Here is an 18,665-nt window from a genome sequence, read left to right on the forward strand (position 1 = left end):
TTCTACTTTATTAATTCCAGAAATCTGCTAAAAGTTCAGCTTGCTTTAAAACTGTGTCCGTTGCCAACTTTTGTTGATCTGGTGGATAACCGAATTTTCTAAGCGCACGTTTAACCATTACTTTTAATTTAGCTTTTACACTTTCTTTTATTGTCCAATCTATTGTTGCGTTATTTTTAACTGTTTCTACTAAATATATAGCCAATTCTTTTAAAACCTCATTGCCTAATACCTCTTTTGCACTTTCATTTTTAGAAATCGCATCGTAGAATGCCAATTCATAATCTGTTAAACCTAAACTATCACCACGTTTATCTGCCACTTTTATTTGATTTGCTAATTCTATAAGTTCTTGAATAACCTCAGCAGCAGTCAATACTTTATTTTGGTATTTTTTTATAGAATTTTCAAGCATTTCCATAAGTGATTTGCTTTGTATTAAGTTTGTTTTACTTCTTGTTTTTATTTCTTCATTAAGCAATTTTTTCAAGGTTTCTAATGCTACATTTTGATGCTCCATATCTTTTATCTCCATCAAAAATTCTTCTGATAAAATAGATATATCCGGTCTTTTAATACCTGCTGCATCAAACACATCAATTACCTTGTCTGATACTAATGCTTCATCTATAACTTGACGTATTGCTGTTTCTAAATCCTCATCTGTTCTACCTATACCTGTAGTATCAAATTTTGATAATCTTGCTTTAACTGCTTGAAAAAATGACACCTCATCTTTTACGTCCATAGCTTCATCGTGTGGCACTGCTATTGCAAATGCTTTAGACAATGCTGTTACTTCGTTTACAAAACGCTTTTTACCATCTTCAATACTTAGAATATGTTCTTCAGCTATAAGAATAATTTTAAGCTTTGTTTTGGTATCAGCAGTAAAATACTCTTCATATAGCAACCCTCTATCTTTACCAATGTATGGTGCTGATGGTTCGTTTACTAAATTTTGTAATGCTTCAGAGTATCCTCTTTCAGGTTTTTCTAAAAACATTTGTGATACTACTTCTATTTTCTCTAACATTAAAGAAACTGCTTGTTCTTGTGCAATTGTTGGGTCTCCTTTACCTCCACTATCACTATAAAACGCCAATGCTTTTTTAAGGTCTGATGCTATCCCTAAATAATCTACAACTAAACCACCTGGTTTATCTTTATACACTCTATTTACCCTTGCAATTGCTTGCATTAGATTATGACCTTTCATTGGTTTATCTATATACAAAGTATGCATAGAAGGTGCATCAAAACCTGTTAACCACATATCTCTAACAATTACTAACTTCAATTCATCATTAGGGTCTTTCATACGTTCGGCTAAGGCTCTTCTTTGCTCTTTCGTTGTATGATGTATTGCCATTTTCGGGCCATCAGAAGAAGATGCAGTCATAATAACTTTTATAACACCTTTATCTAAATCTTTGTGATGCCAATCTGGTCTTAATGTTATTATCTCATTATACAATTCAGCAGCAATTCTACGAGACATTCCAACAATCATTCCTTTACCCTCAAAAACATTTTGCCTTGCTATAAAGTGAGAAACAATATCCTGAGCTATATTTTTTATTCTATTTTCACTACCAATTAAGGCTTCTAATTGTGTCCACTTTGCTTTTGCTTTTTGAGTTTCTGTAAGCTCTTCGTTTGCTAATTCTTCATCTAATTGCTCGACTAACTTTTTACCTTCTTCACTTAGATTTACTTTAGCTAATCTACTTTCATAATAAATACGAACTGTAGCACCATCATCTACTGCTTGTGCTATATCATAAATATCTACATAACTTCCAAAAACTGCTGGTGTATTAACGTCTGTACCTTCAATTGGTGTTCCTGTAAAACCTAAATATGTTGCGCTTGGTAATGCATCACGCATATACTTTGCAAAACCATATACAATACGTTTACCAATTACATTACCATCTTCATCTTTATCATCTACTGTTTTTGCTTTAAACCCATATTGTGTTCTATGTGCTTCATCTGCAATAACAATTACATTTTTTCTATCTGTTAAGGTTTTATATACATTACCTTCTTCTGGTTGAAATTTTTGTATTGTAGTAAATATTACACCACCAGAAGCTACTTTTAATAATTCTTTTATATGTTGCCTATCTGTTGCTTGTACTGGTTTTTGCCTTAATAACTGTGTAGCTGAAGCAAAAGTATCAAACAATTGATCGTCTAAATCATTTCTATCTGTAATTACTAATACTGTTGGGTTATTAAGTGCTTGTACAATTTTACCTGTATAGAAAACCATTGATAACGATTTACCAGAACCTTGTGTATGCCATACCACACCACCTTTTCTATCTCCATCTTCTGCAGCAGCTATTTTACTACTTTCTACTGCTTTATTTACTGCATAATATTGATGATATGCTGCAACCTTTTTTACTGTATCAATTGTTGTAATACCTGTTTTTAAATCTTCTTTTTTAGATTTTTCAAATACAATGAAATACCTAATAATATCTATTAGCGTTTTTTTATTTAACTGCCCTTGTGCCAATACTTCCATTTCAGAATCTAAATGAGAAGCCAACGTTGTACCATCTTTTGTTTTCCAACTCATAAAGCGTGAAAAACCTGCTGACAACGAACCTGATTTTGCCTCTAAACCATCTGAAATAACACACAAACTATTATAAGTAAATAGACTTGGGATTGTAGCTTTATAGGTTTGTAATTGTTTGAAAGCTGACTTTAATGTTGCATTTTCATCAACAGCATTTTTAAGCTCTATAACCACTAATGGTAAACCATTAATAAATAAAATAACATCTGGTCTTTTTGTGTGATTATCTTCTATTACAGTAAATTGATTAGCAACTACAAATTCATTATTTTCTGCATTATCAAAATCGACCAACCAAACTAAGTCACCACGAGAAACACCATCTTTTCTATATGATACTTTTACACCTTCTGTAAGCATTTTATGAAACGCTTCATTATTTACTAAAAGGTCTGGTGAGCTAATACGTAACACTTGATTAAAAGCATCTTGTCTTGCTTCATCTGGAATAGATGGATTAAGTTGATATATTGCTTCCTTTAAACGATTATGCAATACAACATCTGCATAACTATCTCTTTCAGGAAATTCACCATCGTGAGCTATTTCAGGACCATATACATAATAATATCCTAAACTTTCTAACTCTTCTATTAGTAATTGCTCTATGTCATTTTCAAATAGTTTTGTCATTATATTTCTTTGTTTTACTATACCAACTACCTTTATTAAAATATTATATCTCTTTTTAAGAAAATAATTTAAAATTTAATAATCGTCTTCTAAATCATCCCAATTTTCAATTAACCCTTCTTTTTGCATTTTAGCAACGAAATCAGGTGCATCTTCTGTTAAATGACTTCCATCTGATAACTCTCCTGTATTTGGTGGTCTTGTTACAATTTTTGCATCTGAATAATCGAGAAACATTCTAACAGCCTCACGACCTAATCCATTTTTTTTAACAGGACAATACATTCTTGACAATCTATAAGTAGGCTCTGAATAATCTTCTAATTCATCAAACGAAAAAACATCGTTATAAGGTGAACCTAATTGATTTCCTCCTTCCCAAAAAGAAATTTCGGTTAGATCATCTTCTAAACGCAGTGTAATGATTCTGTTATCCTTTAATTTAAAATCCTTTTCAAAATCTCTATCCTCTATAAGTTCAGCCATTCTATATATTTTATAATTGCACTCTTACTTCACCACTCATTAGCTTAGGTAAAAGTGTATCTCTTAATTTTTCAACTTGTTTTATTTGTTGATTATTTGCTATAATCTTATCTATTAGCGGTGTAAATGTTTTACTCATTTTTGCTAATTCTGAAGGTGGTGGAATGATTACCATTGCATCATCTAAATCTCCTCTTTTAATATGACCCATCGTTGTAGCGTGCGCTTTTGCTATTGCTATAAACATATCTAAATGATACTTACTCCATAAATAATAAAACCATTTAGGAAAACGCTCTGAGGTTACTTTAAATAAATGCTGATTTAAAATACAATCTTCTCCATCCCATATTTTAACTACCAATGAAGCTGACCAAGAAAATATAACGTCTCCATTTTTCACAAAGTATTTTTCATTTACATCTGTACTTGCAAAATCACTACTATCTGAAATACCAGACTTTAAGTCTTTAATTTTTAGTACCGGTAGTTTATCTATTTCATTTTTTGGTGGAAATTTTTGACACGCTAAACCGTTTAAAAAATACGCTACTGAACTTAATGATTCTTCCTCCCATTCTTCATTTGCTTCTTCAATAAAAAACTGTCTAAACAAAACTTTGGATAGAGCTTCTAAGGTTTTATTTTGTCTGTGTAGTAAGGCTATTTTATTTTCTAAACTACTTAGCGCATTAGCAATAGCTTTTTGCTCAGGAAGTGGTGGTAATTTTATCTCTAAAGCTTCTATGTCCGATGGTTTTAATGATGGATAAGTGGATGTTGAACCTTCTGCTATAGAATGCAAATATTCTGTTTGATTTGAATCGGTTAAATAATGATATAGAAACTTTGGATAAATTCTATCCTTATCACATCTAATTACTGTGAAACCTGTTGAAACCACTAAATTTTCATCAGGATTTTTTATAAATCCATAATGAAGCTGTATTGGTCTAACAGTTGAGTATATAATATCTTCATCGTTAACGAGTCTTTTTGCTCTACTTGGCGCTTCATCTAATTTAAAAAACTGATAACCTTCAATTTTATTTTCGGTAATTGAACCTGTATCTAAATACTTAATATCTTTATGTGGAAAACCCTTAGAAATATTATTCTCATTGGTATATATAACATCTCCTAACCTTTCTTCTTTCCAATTGTTTTTATTTATTTTCTCTAAAACATTAATACGATTATACAAAGAAATACCAACTCTGATTATGTGGTTTATTAAATCTTCATTCTCTATTTTATGAAAAATAGAAATATCCATTTTGTAAGGTAACAATAAATCATCTAAATCTGTTTCTATTGAAAATTGTTGAGATAAGGTAAGTGTTTTACCTACTAAGGTTATATCTATATCTGAGTGTGGCTTATAATTACCCTTAGCTCTTGAGCCATATAATATCGCTTTTTCAACCTCTGGATATTTACTAAAAACCGAGTTTATTTTATCTATGTCTTCTTGTTCTAATCCGTACATTATTCCTCTTCAAATAAATTTTCTTGCTCACCACTTCGCTTTCCTTCCATTGTGGTTAAGAATGATTTAAAAACATTATGATAATCATTAATAACTAAATTAAATATTTCATCAGCAGTTTCTTCATTATAAGTATGCGATGTCTTATTTCTACTTAGAATCATTTCCATCCATATTTTACCGTTAGGAATTATACCTATTTTAAAAGCTTCTCTAACCGCATCACGAGAGCCACCAACATTAGTATTACCTTGATATTCGGCATAATCCTTCATTACGTTCCAAGCTATCTCGTGCGTATACTCAAATCGTTTTATGACCCCTTCTTTTATGATGTCATCTAAAAATTCATCATCATCAATATTACCATCTTCATCTACTACATAATCTTCTTTGATTTTTGTAACCGCTTGGTCTAATTTATTAAATGCTTTTACGTAATTAGAAAAGCGTTGTTCCCATCTTATATCTTCTTTACTCATTGTTTATTACGATTTTAGAAAGGTTATCTTTTATCGCTTTATTAAGCGCATCTTCTTCTTTTAGTTGTGTCTCGAATGTTGCCTTTAAACTTGTAAAACGTTCTGCAAAATCAAAATCATCTTCTTCATCTGGTAACCCAACATAACGCCCTGGCGTTAATACACAATCGAGTTCTTTTACTCGCTCTATACTTTCGGCTTTACAGAAACCTGCAACATCTTCATAATTACCATCTGTATTTCTCCAATTATGATATGTATCAGAAATAAGGTCTATATCATCTTGTGATAATTCTCTTGTTCTTCGATTTATTAAATGCCCTAAATTACGAGCATCAATAAATAGTATTTCGTTTTTACGATTTCTAAACTTTCCATTGGTGCGATTTCGACTCATAAACCATAAACAAGCAGGTATTTGCGTGTTTAAAAAGAGTTTTGCAGGTAAGTTCACTATACAATCTATTAAACCTGCTTCTACCAAGTTTTTACGTATTACATCTTCACCAGAAGTTTTAGTTGTAAGCGAACCTTTAGACAATACAAAGCCTGCTTGACCGCTTGGTGATAAGTGATACAAGAAATGTTGAATCCAACCATAGTTTGCATTTCCTTCTGGTGGCACACCGTGTTGCCATCTTCCATCTTTTCTTAATAAATTACCGCTCCAATCATCATCATTAAATGGTGGGTTTGCGATTATGTAATCTACCTTTATATCTTTGTGCTCGTCTTTTAGAAATGAGCCTTCATTATTCCATTTTACTTGTGAACTATCTATACCACGAATAGCTAAATTCATTTTAGCTAAACGCCACGTTGTTTGATTGCTTTCTTGCCCATATACAGAAATATCACTCACATTTCCCTGATGCTCTACAACAAACTTTTCACTCTGTACAAACATTCCCCCACTACCACAACAAGGGTCCATTACACGACCTTTGTATGGCTCTAACATATTTACCATTAATTCTACCACACTTCTTGGTGTATAGAATTGTCCGCCTTTTTTACCTTCTGCTAATGCAAACTCACCTAAGAAATACTCGAATACGTGCCCTAATACATCTGCGCTTCTATCTTTTACATCACCAAATGCGATATTACCTATCATATCTACTAATGTACCTAAATTGGTAGTGTCAAGATTTTCTTTTGCATATACTTTTGGAAGTACACCTTTTAGTCTTGGGTTTTCTTTTTCGATAGCATCCATTGCTGCATCAATATACTTTCCTATTTCAGCATTTTTGGCATTGTCCTGAAGGTAACTCCAACGTGCTTTAGTAGGTACAAAGAATACATTTTCTCCTTTATACTCATCTTTATCCTCTGGGTCTGCACCTTCAAATTCTCCTTTTCCTTCTTCTAATTTTGCATAAAGGTTTTCAAAAGCTTCTGAGATATAACGCAAGAATATTAAACCCAACACAACGTGTTTATATTCTGCTGCATCTATATTTTTTCTTAGTTTATTTGCAGTTGCCCAAAGTACTTTTTCTAAAGGCTCTTCTTTTTTGGTTTTAGTTTTTGCCATTTATTTATTAGCTATAAGTTTGTTTTTAATAATTCTTTTGGATCTACGTTTAAGATATTAGCAATCTCATACAACACCTCTAAACTTGGCTGTGTTCTGTTTTGCACATAACCATTTACTGTATTGAAACTCTTACCTAAGCGTTCTGCAAGCCATACTTGCTTAATACCTTTATCTTCAAGAACTTCTTTTATTCTGTTTATTGGACTATTGACCATTTTCTTTTTTAATATTAGCTGTAGATGAAACAAACATTAATCTTCATTATTATATTTTATAAATTCCTTTTTAAGCCAATCTAAATGTTGTGACAACACTTTTTTTATCTCTACTTCATTATGTCTGACCTTTGTTTTTAGTAAATCATCCTTGAAATATATGTCTTGTTCTTTTTTAAGAGACTCTACACGATCAAAATAATCATTGAATAGCCAATCTCTACAAAACAAATCTAAATTATCAACAAATGGATCATCAGTTTCATCTTGTCCATTTTTATAATAATCCGTTAAGATTTCGGCAGAATTATCTTTTGGAAAACCAACAATATCAACTACAACATCCCAATTAGATGTATCCAATTTATTAAAATCAATTTGAATCCCTTTCTCTTCTAATTCCTCTAATAGAAAGTTAATTCTATATCCCGTGTATAAAATTTCAATTAAATGTTCTTCCATTCTTAAATCTTATTTCTGATGGTTTAAATATAGTAATTACATTATATAAATACACAGTATTACATTATATAAATATTAGAAAATTTACATTCTCATTAATTCAGATCAATTACTAACTTTTTACCCCTGTTTTAGGGTATATTACAAGTTGAAAAACGTTAGTTATTTAAACTATTTTGAATGACTGTATTTAGCTTATTAAAAACCTTGTTTTGAAAGGCTGTGTTATCTACATTTCTCATTAAATTAAGATACTTTAAACGCTCTTTTTTATATGTATGCGAATACTGTTTCCTCATACCTTCTTTAATCTTAAAATCTCTCATTGAAGCTACTAAGCGCATTTCCTTTAATGTTAGTTCTGATAAATCAATCTGTGCTTCTTTTTCAATCTTCTGATACCTTTCTATTAAAATATTACAAAGTTTTTTATACTTTACTTTATCAATTAAATCTGCAACTGTAGTAATGCCAACATTGTTAGTTTTATTGTTAAAGAACTTTGTTTTTCCTTCGATTTCATATCTAAAATATGGTTTCCCTATATTGATTTTATCTTTGCATTGCACTTGAAATGTTTTATTATATGCTTTTATATAATAATCGTTTAAATGAAATTTAGCACCGTAGATTTTATTTTTTTCATACATTGGTTTTGGTGGTTTTCCCATATAAAACTTCCATTCGTTATATGCTTTTTGTGCATCTTCTTCTATAACTACACCAACTGCTAATCTTGTAACTACTGCCTCATAGATATTAAAAGGCACTAATTGATTTAGCTTAGAAAAAGCGTCTAACACCTGACTAAAAGAGAATGACTGATAATTATTATTCATATAAAAACATTGTAGAGAGTTTTTAATATAAATTTTATCGCCTTTAAACACCAATCTTAAATTCCCTATATATGTGTAATAGCAACTTAAATATTGATGCTTATTAGTTATGGGATGCCACTTTAAATTCAACCAACTTAATGTTTCATTTTTTTGATTTACAAAATCTATAGGTATGTTTTTTACTTGATGTTCAATGTGTAATGTGTCAAAACACATTTATCTTCTACTATTTTTAAAGGCTTTATTGTAGTTTTTATCTAACAAGACTTCTACATCTTTCATCTTGTAGTAAATTTTACTGCCTATTTGAGAAAATGATACTTTACCTTCATCTCGCCAAGTTTGAGCTGTTCGCTTGCTAATATTCATTAGCTGGATAAACTCTTGATTATCGAGAAAGGTTTCGTGTGATGGTTTTTGATTAGATTCTAAAGTAGAATTTAATTTGTCTAATCTTGATACTAAATTGTTGTACTGTTCTGCTGTTAAAATTACTGCTTCCATTTACTTAATTTTTAATGTTACTAATTATTTCTGTAACAAATATTAAGCTCTGGATAGGTACTTATAAGGCTGACCTTATAAGACCTTTTATTGACTGTATTTTAATGAAGTGGATTGTCTTTTATGTATTGTTTTGCCTTTTTATGATAGTCATCTGATGTGTTTGACCAATCTAATTTTGATTTTAATTCTAAGTTAATTTGATTCGCTATTATATCGCATAATCTTTTTAAACTCAACTTTGGGATGATATGTTCTTCTCTTAATGCTTCTATTACACCTCTTACTGTGCCTTTACTTCTATCACCTAAATTATACACACCATCTTTTGTAATTGCTAAGTCTTCGAGTAGTTTTAATATATAATCTTGCTTCTCTTGATTTACAAATGTTTTAAAACTATCTGTTTCTTTTTCTAACAATAAAGGATCTGTTTGATTGGGTAATAAAGTGACAGGAAATATTTGAACTGTTTCTTTTATAAAGTCGGCTTCTATAGATAAAAACTCTTTAAATAAATCTGGGTATTTATCTTCTTTATCTTTGAAATTACTCTTTCTATCAGTTAAGTTTCTAAATTTTAATTCGCGATGTCTTAACTGTTTTAATCTACTTTGTATATATAATACTTTATTGTTTGGTTCTGCATTATCTAAAACATCCTGTAAGCGTGATATACTTTTCTCAAATATTCTGCTATACTTTTCACGATGGTTATAAAAATGCATATCTAATGGTAATGACGTACTATGCATTTCTTTAAGAAAAGAATCCATTGCTTTATTTAATTCAATTGACAACTCTTTATCTAATACCATATCGTTAGTTAATGATAAAATCATTAAATGTGAAGTAGCATCCTTTTTGAAGTAGATAGTTTTAGAATCAAAAAATTCATTAAACGTTAAAGAAATATGCCAACTGATATTTTGTAAAATATATGCTTCTTTTAAATTCCTTAAATATGCTGCTTCTTCATTATTAAATAATGCATTTATCTTAAAATCTGATATAAGCGGATTTCTATTTTCATCCCTTAATAGATAAAAAATTTGTTTGTTCTCAATGGTGTTATATTTATCTATTTGCTTTTCAAACTCATTTCTTAAATACTTACGAATCTCTTTTTTGCTTTTAGCTGAATCAAATACAAAATCTTGTATCTCATTAATTATAGGTTGTAGTTCTTTCTCTGCTTCTGCAATTTTTTGTTTTAATAAATCTTCCCAAACAGGATATTTAAAAGGCTCTTGAATAGATTTCCCTTTAACAATATCCTTTAACCAAGATAAGAACACGTCAAGCGTATAAAACACCATATATTCATTACTAAACAGCGTTTTTGGCTTACTTGACAACTTAGTTAATACTTTGCCTACTGTTGATGGATTTAAGCGTCTAAACTCTATTCTGTCATTAAAAAAAGATGGGTAATTATATAATAACAATTCATCATTAAAATTGTCTATATCAAAACCTTTAAAAGCAAATAGTTTAGATAGTATTCTTTTTATTTCTTTAGCATCGCTTAATGATTCTATTAATTCTTCTTCAAGTATTTGAATTTGCTTATTAATAAACTCTAAAGGTTCATTTATTTTAGAACAATATTCTTGATGATTTTTTACTAACAACTCAACCTCATAAGAAACTACTTTTATAAGCCTATCAGATTGCCAAGTAACCATTTTATAATAGTCCTCTTTTTCTATATTATACTGGTTATCATAAGTAATAAGGTATTTACATTCTTTACCAGATAAAAAATCATTATAAGTAAATTTTGGTATTTGCTTTCTTGAATCACTAACTCTTTTATGTATTAGGTAATTAATTTTCCCTAAATAAATAGCTTCTTTTAATTCTGCAAATTCATCTACATTCAATAAGAAATGCCTGCTTGAAAATTGTGAAAGCAACCAATCTTTAGAGCTATGATTTTTTACATAATATGGATGTTTATTTTTATCAATTAGAGCTTTAATTTTGTTTTCTTCAGCTATTAGAAACTTAAATTCGTCAAAGTGTTCGAGGTTCTCAATCTTATTTAAAACGTTAGTTTTAAAATCTTGTTCTGCTGTTTGCACAGCTTCAGAATGAATGGTTTCAAATTGAGCCTTTAAAATAGTATTGATTGGTTTATTAAACATATTCTAATTGATGTATTTATCTACTGCATTATCTAATTCACTACTTATAATTTTTGCATATACTTGTGTTATTCCAATATCGGAATGATCCATTAATTTAGATACGTGTTCTATACGCATACCATTATTTAATGCTCTGGTAGCAAATGTATGTCTGCTAATATGAAAGGTTAAAGAAAAAGGTAATTCTAAAGTTTTACCCATTTTAGTTAAATACATATTGCTTAACGCTATTGCTTGTCTTACTACTTTTGCTCTTTGTTCTCTGTCTGTAAAATAATCGTTATCAATATTTGCGAAAGGAAATATTATATCGTTTTGATTTACATTTTCTGTTTTATATTTTTCTAAAATATCTATTGCTACTTGCCCAATTCTAATACTGTGCTGTCTGTTTGTTTTGCGTATTGTCTTAGTTATTTTATTCGTTTTAGCATTGTAATTATTCCACTTTAATTCTATTATATCGCCAAACCTTAAACCACCTGAAAAGACAGAAAATAAAAACATATCTTTTATAATTTGTGCCTTTGCTTTATCTGAAACCTCTAATTTAATAAAAGCTTCTAACTGTTCTGCTGTTAAAAAACGTTTTGTACTTTTTGCTTTCTTGACTTTAAATTTACTAAAAGGAAAATGATTTAACGGTATTAAATCCTCTCTCTGCGCTTCTTTAAACATTAGATTAAGAATCTTTAAAGAAAAATTTATCGTCGTATTATTGTTGCCTAAAGTGGTGCTACAGTAACCTGCATAGTCTTTTAATGTCGTTACCGTAATATCATCGAACATCAATTCTTTATGGCCTATAAATTTTTCAAACTTTTTAAGGTAATTTTTATAGTTGTTATATGTTGATAGTGCTAAAGTGTCTTTTTGTTTTTCGCAACGATTGTATGCATACTCAAAGAAATTAACTAAAGGTTTCCCCTTGATAGCTTCTTTTAGTTTTCTTGCTGATGTAGATTGATTTTTAGTTTCTAAATCTGCTATTTGTCCTTGTGCATCTGCAACCTTTTGAGAGATGTATTTATTTAGGCGTGTAGAATTACTATGATTTTTCTTTACCTTTTGCTTTTCTTCATCCCATTCGTTAGGCTCTAATTTTAAGCTTAAAGAAATGAATTTAGTTTTTCGGTCTTTTATCACTCTTAAATACAAAGGTGCTTTTCCAGACTTATCTACTTTAGATTTTTTTAAAATTAGTTTTATTGATGCCATAACTTATTGGTTTAGAACAGGTGCAACTGAGTGCAATCTAATACTAAGGTACAACAATAGGTACAACAAACAATGCTTTTTATTGTATTAAATTACATTATTTTGCATTACATAAAACAACAAAACCCTTTATTTATAAGGGTTTAAATGAAATTAAAAGAAATTGGATATAATAGTTAGACAACACCGTGTATAATTAATTGCTTGGTCACTGCCAACTTACGAACATTCCTGCGGAATATTCTATCTGTGATTTATTTGCTAAATTAGGTGCTTAACCACGCAACTAACCATACACAACAACGTTGCCAGTAATTTGAAAAATGACAATACTTAAAGCAATCTTACTAACTTTACTATTGATTTTTGTGTTTAGCTTGACTCAAGTTGGATTTGGATTTATATTCTATAAAACTGAAATATTACCTGAATATTTACAGAAACACATTGGAATAACTACGGTCATATCATTTCTTGTAGCTTATGTAGTTATGTTTATATTTTTTTGGAAACCCAAAGCAAAAATTAAAAAAACGCTGAATTTCAGAAACTACGAACTAAAGATTTTACCTTATTTAATTTTAATAGTTTTTGGACTTCAGTTATTAGATAGACCATTTTGGGATTTAGAAAGGATATGGAATTATTTAAACTACTCGGAATTTGAAACTGATTTTAGCACTTTTAATGGATTTAGTCCAGACTTTTTATATGGAACAATTTCAACTCTAATAATCTCGCCTATTTGCGAGGAATTATTCTTTAGAAAATTCTTATTGAAAAAATTAATGGAACAAAACAGTCAAAAGATTGGAATCATAATTTCAAGTTTATGTTTTGCAATTATTCACATTGAAACACCATATAATTTAATTCCTACATTCATTTTTGGAATTATAAGCAGTTTGATTTTTATAAAAACAAAGAAAATAGGTTACTCAATTTTATTACATTTTTTAGTCAATTTATTGGTTCAGACTTTATACGTATTTGACTTTACTTTTGACAGGTGGTTGTTAGATTTAAATTTTAATTTTATATATTGGATTATGTTTTTAATCGGAATTGGAATAACATATTTCGGAATAAAAAAACTACTGGCAACACCGTATAAAATTAATGGCTAGTTTTCGCCTACTTACGAAAATCCTCGCGGATTTTCTATCTGGTTTTTATTTGCTAAATTAGGTACTTAAACACGCCACTAATCTTATACAAACACGTTGTACACCATTAGAAAAAAACAAAATTGAGCAAAGAAAAAGAAGAAAATAAAGAATTATCGAATTCATTAGTTGAAACAATTTCTAGTTCTGATTTGACTAATATTGGAAAAGATATTCTTGAAATCGGAGTTGATAGAATATTAACAGATGGTCTTTTAAAGGAAATTCCAGTAATAAATGTTGCTACTGGATTTTGGAAAACTGGAATTGCAATACGAGATTACAGATTTATTACAAAACTTCTTCATTTTTTAAACGAATCGTCCAAGCTAACTCTAAAGCAAAGAGAAGAAATTATAAATAAGCTTGAAGACGATAAATATCAATCAGAAGCTGGAGAGAAATTAATTTCTATAATTGACAATTTAGAAACAAAATCTAAAGCTAAATTAATAGGAAAAGCAATATGTCTTTTTGGGAATGATATAATATCACGTGATGAATTTTGGAGAATTTCATTCATTATAGAAAAACTTCCAACATCTGATATTAATGCACTGAAAAACTGGAAAGAAACCGATTTAAACAAAGTTGAACATATAAGAAAACATCTTTATATGTCTGTTGGTTTAGGATGGTTTGTACTTGATATGTCATCTACTGGATTTGTATGGACAGAAAGACTTTGCGAAATTATATCTGAACATTTAATCTAAAAATAACGGTGTACAACACAGTATATAATTTATTGCTAGTTCTAGCCTACTTACGAAAATCCTCGCGGATTTTCTATTCGGTTTTTATTTGCTAAATTAGGTGCTTAAAACACGCAACAAACCATATACAACAACGTTGGCAGTAATTACGACCCTAAAAAATGAGCATATTTAAAAACCTATTTGGTACAAGGCGCAAAGAAAATAATAAGAGTGCAAAACAGAATGAAATGGAATCTCAAATTGTATCAAACGAAAAGGGAATTACGATTTCAAACCAAGCCAAAGTTAACTTTGCAGATTACTTTTCTGAAAGTGATATTAATCTTCCTGAAATAATGGTGATTAACAAAGTATATGATTTAGGAATTGGAGGATGGAACATTAAAGCTCGAATTTATGGAACTCAAGAGAACTATTATATTGACTTTTTTGCTGTTCATCGAATGACTAATAGTAGGCACGAAAGACTAAAACCTGACGGAAAACTTGAAGGATTAGAATACTTGTGGGAATTTGGATATCAGGTTTACGAAAACGATCCTGAAAGAACTGAAAGGGAGAAACAAAAGAGAATTAAAGAAAATGATAAAGTAATCGAAATTCTAAAGAAAAAAGGGTTTTATTAAAATAACTACTGCCAACACGGTGTATAAAACATAGCTAATAAGTATTTAACCGAAAGGTAGTTGCGTATTTTCGAAGACCGCCAAATTTTTAATTTGGCTTTTAAATAGAGAAAAATTAAAAACAAAATATAAAAATTCGGCTATGTGTTAATCCGAAAAGTTAGTGTCTTTTTGCACGCTACGTTCCATACACAAGTCCGTTACCCAACATTTGAAAAAAATGCGAACTGAAATTAAATATTTAGAACTTAAAAGCGGATTTTCTGGAAATGGTCCAGCTTGGATTGGACTTGTTTCCTTCTCGAAAAGCGGAAAAACAATTTACTTTGACGGAAAAGCATTTAAAAGTCTCGATGGAACTGGAATTAGCGGAAATTATTTTGACTTGGAAACTGGAGATGAATATTGGATTTCGGGAGTTAAAAAAGATATGTCTGACCGACACAAGTTTGGCGGAGGAAAAATATTTGTGGAAAAACGGATTTTAAGTGAGTATTTGCAAATAGTTGGTAAATCGGAATTACCAAAAACTGATTACGAATTGACAAAAGTGGAAACTGAAAAGCCGATTAATAGAATAAATGAACTTGAAAATGAGTCTCTCGAACCGACTGAATTTGGACAAGAATTATATTTCAAAGAACCAAACGAATTAAAAGATAACGAAATTGAACATTTAATTGCAGAATTAATTGAAGACGAGAAAAGTGTTCAGTTCAATAAAGCTCGTAGGACTTATAAGAAAAAACGAATTGAATTAGAAGCGGAATTAGAAAAACGTGGAATAAAAAACGTTGGGTAACACCGTGTATAATTCATTGCTAGTTATAGCCTACTTACGAAAGTCCTCGCGGACTTTCTATCTGTGATTTATTTGCTAACTTTAGTGCTTAAACACGCAACGAAATCATACACTAGACCGTTGTACACAATATTCAAAATGAAATTAATTGACAATTATATATTAGATAATAATGAAAAGATCAAAGATAAATTTTTGAATAAAACTGATATGGTAAAAACTGAACTCGAAAAAGTTATCTCTTTCTTGAAATCGGGTAATGGCTACGTTAGTTTATCTTCAAAATGGCAATGTGAATTTTGTACTGAAAAACTGACTAGACTCTATTCAACAGATGGGAAATGGATTTGGGGAAAATGGATAATTCACTACATTGAAAAACACAATGTAAATTTGCCTGTAGAATTCATAAATGACATGAAAAAGTTTAATTATAAATCTCAAAAATTATCAGAAGAACAGATTAATTCATTGATAAATGGAGAGACTGAAGAAATTTCATATTGAACTTAATGACAAAAAAAATCTAAAAATAAAGTGTACAACAAAGCGTATAATTAATTGCGGCTGAATTTCCTCATCGGAAATTCAATCTTATTAATTATCTTTCCGAAACAACGGAAAAGAACTCGCGTCCTTTTCCCGCAAAAAATCATACACAAATACGTTGTACACCATTTGAATGAAACAATTTTTAGTAATAATAATTCTTCTGTCCTATAATCTCTCAAATGCTCAACATTCGGAAAGATTCGAAGAAATTTTAAGCGAATTAAAAGAAATCGAGTCGAAAGCTGATACTATACGTTATGGTAATGGAAAAGCTTGGTGGATAAGCACTCTGACAACGTATGAACATAATACTGAAAAATACTCTACTTATACTGGAAGACAAGTTCAATATTACAGAAATGGACAAATCGCGAGCGAAATTTTAATGGACAAATATGGTAACATTCTCAGTTGGAATGGATTTGACCGATTAGGGAATAAGACAATTGAATCCCTAACTACCGAAATTGATTCAGACGCATCGGACTTAAGTGAATTTTTCACTTCTGAAAAACATATAAACTTCAAAAGACATATTAAACTATATAAATGTTCGAAAAAGTTGGGTGTTTGTTATTTACACAAGGAAGGTCAGAGAATTAATGGAAAGAAAAAGGGTTTATGGAAAACCTATTCCGAAAATGGTGATGTGAAAAAAGAAAAAGTTTATTAATAAACGTTGTACAACAACGTGTATAATTAATTGCTATGGCAATTGCTTATTTGGAAAATTCCTTCGGAATTTTCTCTGGCACGTTTTTGTTTACTAAATTAGTTACTTATACACGCAACTAACCATACACAACAACGTTGCCAGCAAGTGAGGACAAAGAATACACATTTAAAAATCGAAAAATAAAATATGAAATATTTAATCTGCTTTGGACTATTAATGAGTAGTTTATTATGTAGTGGTCAAACGAGAGAAAAAGGAAATATTGAATTAACACCGATAGTTGGATATAGTGCTTCTTATCAATTAGACTCATTCCTTTTTGGCTCATCATCAGTTTCTGGAATTCAATTAGGAATTTATGGAAATTATTTTTTTAACAACAGATGGAGTTTGCGTACAGGTTTGTTATATCAAAAAATGGGAACTAACAATGTTGACTTTTCAATTTTCACCAACGAATATTACGAAAGAACAAATTACATTACAGTTCCATTGACTGTAAATTATCATTTCGGATCAAAACGGAACTGGTTCTTGAATTATGGAATAGGTGTCGGATTTTTGACTAATGCAGAAGCAAATTATAATGACGGAAATGGATTTGTTGAAATAAATAACTTGGCGAATTCTACTCAATTTGGAATTAACGGTGGAATTGGATATAAATTTAAAATATCGCCTAATTTTTTAATGGTCGTTGAAAATTCAAATTTAATTGGATTAACTGACTCTACTGAACAAAGAAGTGGAAAGAATTTTTATATGAGCTTTAATATTGGTGCTATTTTTAAAATCTAAAAATAGAAAGTACGAATTAACACTTGCTGGCAACACCGTATATAATTTATTGCTAGTTCTAGCCTACTTACGAAAATCCTCGCGGATTTTCTATTCGGTTTTTATTTGCTAACTTAGTTCCTTAAATCACGCAACTAAGCATACACAAACACGTTGTATGCCATTTGAGGATACCTTAATAAGACTTGAAATTGAAAAAAATAAAGGTAAAAAAAGGAACCATTTTACAGCGAAAAGGCGACATAAATACAAAAGTGTACTATGTGGAAAAAGGCTTATTACGCAGTTATACAATTGATGAAAAAGGGAAAGAGCATATTTATATGTTCGGACCAGAAAGCTGGTTAGTTACAGATAATTGCGATTCTAAAGACCCTTGTCAATTATTTATAGATGCCATAGAAAATACTACCATAAATGTAGCTTCAAAGAAAGAAGTGTTAAAACAAGACCCTGATCTAAACCCTATATTAAGACGACTAAATAAAATGCAAAATAGAATTGTAATGTTAATGAGTTCAAGTGCCAAAGAAAGGTATGAGCATTTCATTAAAACTTATCCAAACATTACTCAAAGAGTTCCGCTTAAAATGATAGCTTCTTATTTAGGAATTACGCCTGAAGCCTTGAGCCGTGTTAGAAATGAACTTTCTAAAAAAAAATAATCCAATATCATTTCTTGATGTAAATCAAGGCATAG

The 18,665-nt window shown here is 29.9% G+C and carries 19 protein-coding genes; 8 read left to right on the forward strand and 11 right to left on the reverse strand.

Annotation, left to right across the window (positions count from 1 at the left end):
• Nucleotides 1-10 precede the first annotated feature (10 nt).
• From JAO71_RS04070 to JAO71_RS04120, 11 genes are all read right to left on the reverse strand, one after another.
• A complete protein-coding gene (locus tag JAO71_RS04070) occupies nucleotides 11-3,232 on the reverse strand; it encodes a type I restriction endonuclease subunit R (RefSeq protein WP_202999065.1) in 3,222 nt (1,073 codons plus the stop codon).
• A 75-nt stretch (nucleotides 3,233-3,307) separates the two neighbouring features.
• On the reverse strand, nucleotides 3,308-3,718 hold the full coding sequence (locus JAO71_RS04075) for a hypothetical protein (protein WP_202999067.1): 411 nt from the start codon (nucleotides 3,716-3,718) through the stop codon (nucleotides 3,308-3,310).
• Between the two features lie 10 nt (nucleotides 3,719-3,728).
• Nucleotides 3,729-5,207, reverse strand: a complete 1,479-nt coding sequence (locus JAO71_RS04080) for a restriction endonuclease subunit S (RefSeq protein ID WP_202999068.1) — start codon at nucleotides 5,205-5,207, stop codon at nucleotides 3,729-3,731.
• Nucleotides 5,207-5,689: a nucleotidyltransferase substrate binding protein gene (locus tag JAO71_RS04085; protein ID WP_202999070.1), complete on the reverse strand. Its 483-nt coding sequence runs from the start codon at nucleotides 5,687-5,689 to the stop codon at nucleotides 5,207-5,209. The genes JAO71_RS04080 and JAO71_RS04085 overlap by 1 nt, the downstream gene beginning before the upstream one ends.
• Nucleotides 5,682-7,229, reverse strand: coding sequence for a type I restriction-modification system subunit M (locus JAO71_RS04090; RefSeq protein WP_202999072.1), 1,548 nt, complete (start codon nucleotides 7,227-7,229; stop codon nucleotides 5,682-5,684). The genes JAO71_RS04085 and JAO71_RS04090 overlap by 8 nt, the downstream gene beginning before the upstream one ends.
• 11 nt (nucleotides 7,230-7,240) lie before the next feature.
• A complete protein-coding gene (locus tag JAO71_RS04095; RefSeq protein ID WP_202999164.1) occupies nucleotides 7,241-7,432 on the reverse strand; it encodes a helix-turn-helix domain-containing protein in 192 nt (63 codons plus the stop codon).
• 51 nt (nucleotides 7,433-7,483) lie between these two features.
• A complete protein-coding gene (locus JAO71_RS04100; RefSeq protein ID WP_202999074.1) occupies nucleotides 7,484-7,909 on the reverse strand; it encodes a hypothetical protein in 426 nt (141 codons plus the stop codon).
• 158 nt (nucleotides 7,910-8,067) lie between these two features.
• Nucleotides 8,068-8,967, reverse strand: a complete 900-nt coding sequence (locus JAO71_RS04105) for a hypothetical protein (protein WP_202999076.1) — start codon at nucleotides 8,965-8,967, stop codon at nucleotides 8,068-8,070.
• Nucleotides 8,968-9,255 carry a helix-turn-helix domain-containing protein gene (locus tag JAO71_RS04110; RefSeq protein ID WP_202999078.1) on the reverse strand — a complete coding sequence of 96 codons (288 nt, stop codon included), beginning with the start codon at nucleotides 9,253-9,255 and terminating at the stop codon, nucleotides 8,968-8,970.
• 101 nt (nucleotides 9,256-9,356) lie between these two features.
• Nucleotides 9,357-11,405: a hypothetical protein gene (locus tag JAO71_RS04115; RefSeq protein WP_202999080.1), complete on the reverse strand. Its 2,049-nt coding sequence runs from the start codon at nucleotides 11,403-11,405 to the stop codon at nucleotides 9,357-9,359.
• 3 nt (nucleotides 11,406-11,408) lie between these two features.
• On the reverse strand, nucleotides 11,409-12,626 hold the full coding sequence (locus JAO71_RS04120; RefSeq protein WP_202999082.1) for a site-specific integrase: 1,218 nt from the start codon (nucleotides 12,624-12,626) through the stop codon (nucleotides 11,409-11,411).
• 323 nt (nucleotides 12,627-12,949) lie between these two features.
• Between JAO71_RS04120 and JAO71_RS04125 the strand changes: the two genes are divergently transcribed.
• The 8 genes from JAO71_RS04125 to JAO71_RS04160 all read left to right on the forward strand — a co-directional run bounded on the left by JAO71_RS04125 (nucleotide 12,950) and on the right by JAO71_RS04160 (nucleotide 18,630).
• The gene (locus JAO71_RS04125) at nucleotides 12,950-13,753 is read left to right on the forward strand and encodes a CPBP family intramembrane glutamic endopeptidase (RefSeq protein WP_202999084.1); all 804 of its coding nucleotides are present in this window, start codon (nucleotides 12,950-12,952) and stop codon (nucleotides 13,751-13,753) included.
• 122 nt (nucleotides 13,754-13,875) lie between these two features.
• A complete protein-coding gene (locus JAO71_RS04130) occupies nucleotides 13,876-14,508 on the forward strand; it encodes a hypothetical protein (RefSeq protein WP_202999086.1) in 633 nt (210 codons plus the stop codon).
• A gap of 161 nt (nucleotides 14,509-14,669) precedes the next feature.
• Nucleotides 14,670-15,137, forward strand: coding sequence for a hypothetical protein (locus tag JAO71_RS04135; RefSeq protein WP_202999088.1), 468 nt, complete (start codon nucleotides 14,670-14,672; stop codon nucleotides 15,135-15,137).
• Between the two features lie 220 nt (nucleotides 15,138-15,357).
• On the forward strand, nucleotides 15,358-15,939 hold the full coding sequence (locus JAO71_RS04140; protein WP_202999090.1) for a hypothetical protein: 582 nt from the start codon (nucleotides 15,358-15,360) through the stop codon (nucleotides 15,937-15,939).
• A gap of 138 nt (nucleotides 15,940-16,077) precedes the next feature.
• The gene (locus JAO71_RS04145) at nucleotides 16,078-16,446 is read left to right on the forward strand and encodes a hypothetical protein (protein ID WP_202999091.1); all 369 of its coding nucleotides are present in this window, start codon (nucleotides 16,078-16,080) and stop codon (nucleotides 16,444-16,446) included.
• A gap of 175 nt (nucleotides 16,447-16,621) precedes the next feature.
• On the forward strand, nucleotides 16,622-17,164 hold the full coding sequence (locus tag JAO71_RS04150; RefSeq protein ID WP_116824492.1) for a hypothetical protein: 543 nt from the start codon (nucleotides 16,622-16,624) through the stop codon (nucleotides 17,162-17,164).
• A 189-nt stretch (nucleotides 17,165-17,353) separates the two neighbouring features.
• The gene (locus JAO71_RS04155) at nucleotides 17,354-17,965 is read left to right on the forward strand and encodes an outer membrane beta-barrel protein (protein ID WP_202999093.1); all 612 of its coding nucleotides are present in this window, start codon (nucleotides 17,354-17,356) and stop codon (nucleotides 17,963-17,965) included.
• Nucleotides 17,966-18,156: 191 nt separating this feature from the next.
• Nucleotides 18,157-18,630, forward strand: coding sequence for a Crp/Fnr family transcriptional regulator (locus tag JAO71_RS04160; RefSeq protein WP_116822772.1), 474 nt, complete (start codon nucleotides 18,157-18,159; stop codon nucleotides 18,628-18,630).
• The last annotated feature ends 35 nt before the right edge of the window (nucleotides 18,631-18,665 follow it).

Source organism: Olleya sediminilitoris (assembly GCF_016785945.1).
Taxonomy (GTDB): Bacteria; Bacteroidota; Bacteroidia; order Flavobacteriales; family Flavobacteriaceae; genus Olleya; species Olleya sediminilitoris.

Coding starts and splice junctions, on each gene's coding strand:
- JAO71_RS04070 (WP_202999065.1), bottom strand. CDS start 3,232: ATGACAAAACTATTTGAAAATGACATAGAGCAATTACTAATAGAAGAG.
- JAO71_RS04075 (WP_202999067.1), bottom strand. CDS start 3,718: ATGGCTGAACTTATAGAGGATAGAGATTTTGAAAAGGATTTTAAATTA.
- JAO71_RS04080 (WP_202999068.1), bottom strand. CDS start 5,207: ATGTACGGATTAGAACAAGAAGACATAGATAAAATAAACTCGGTTTTT.
- JAO71_RS04085 (WP_202999070.1), bottom strand. CDS start 5,689: ATGAGTAAAGAAGATATAAGATGGGAACAACGCTTTTCTAATTACGTA.
- JAO71_RS04090 (WP_202999072.1), bottom strand. CDS start 7,229: ATGGCAAAAACTAAAACCAAAAAAGAAGAGCCTTTAGAAAAAGTACTT.
- JAO71_RS04100 (WP_202999074.1), bottom strand. CDS start 7,909: ATGGAAGAACATTTAATTGAAATTTTATACACGGGATATAGAATTAAC.
- JAO71_RS04105 (WP_202999076.1), bottom strand. CDS start 8,967: ATGTGTTTTGACACATTACACATTGAACATCAAGTAAAAAACATACCT.
- JAO71_RS04110 (WP_202999078.1), bottom strand. CDS start 9,255: ATGGAAGCAGTAATTTTAACAGCAGAACAGTACAACAATTTAGTATCA.
- JAO71_RS04115 (WP_202999080.1), bottom strand. CDS start 11,405: ATGTTTAATAAACCAATCAATACTATTTTAAAGGCTCAATTTGAAACC.
- JAO71_RS04120 (WP_202999082.1), bottom strand. CDS start 12,626: ATGGCATCAATAAAACTAATTTTAAAAAAATCTAAAGTAGATAAGTCT.
- JAO71_RS04125 (WP_202999084.1), top strand. CDS start 12,950: ATGACAATACTTAAAGCAATCTTACTAACTTTACTATTGATTTTTGTG.
- JAO71_RS04135 (WP_202999088.1), top strand. CDS start 14,670: ATGAGCATATTTAAAAACCTATTTGGTACAAGGCGCAAAGAAAATAAT.
- JAO71_RS04140 (WP_202999090.1), top strand. CDS start 15,358: ATGCGAACTGAAATTAAATATTTAGAACTTAAAAGCGGATTTTCTGGA.
- JAO71_RS04145 (WP_202999091.1), top strand. CDS start 16,078: ATGAAATTAATTGACAATTATATATTAGATAATAATGAAAAGATCAAA.
- JAO71_RS04150 (WP_116824492.1), top strand. CDS start 16,622: ATGAAACAATTTTTAGTAATAATAATTCTTCTGTCCTATAATCTCTCA.
- JAO71_RS04155 (WP_202999093.1), top strand. CDS start 17,354: ATGAAATATTTAATCTGCTTTGGACTATTAATGAGTAGTTTATTATGT.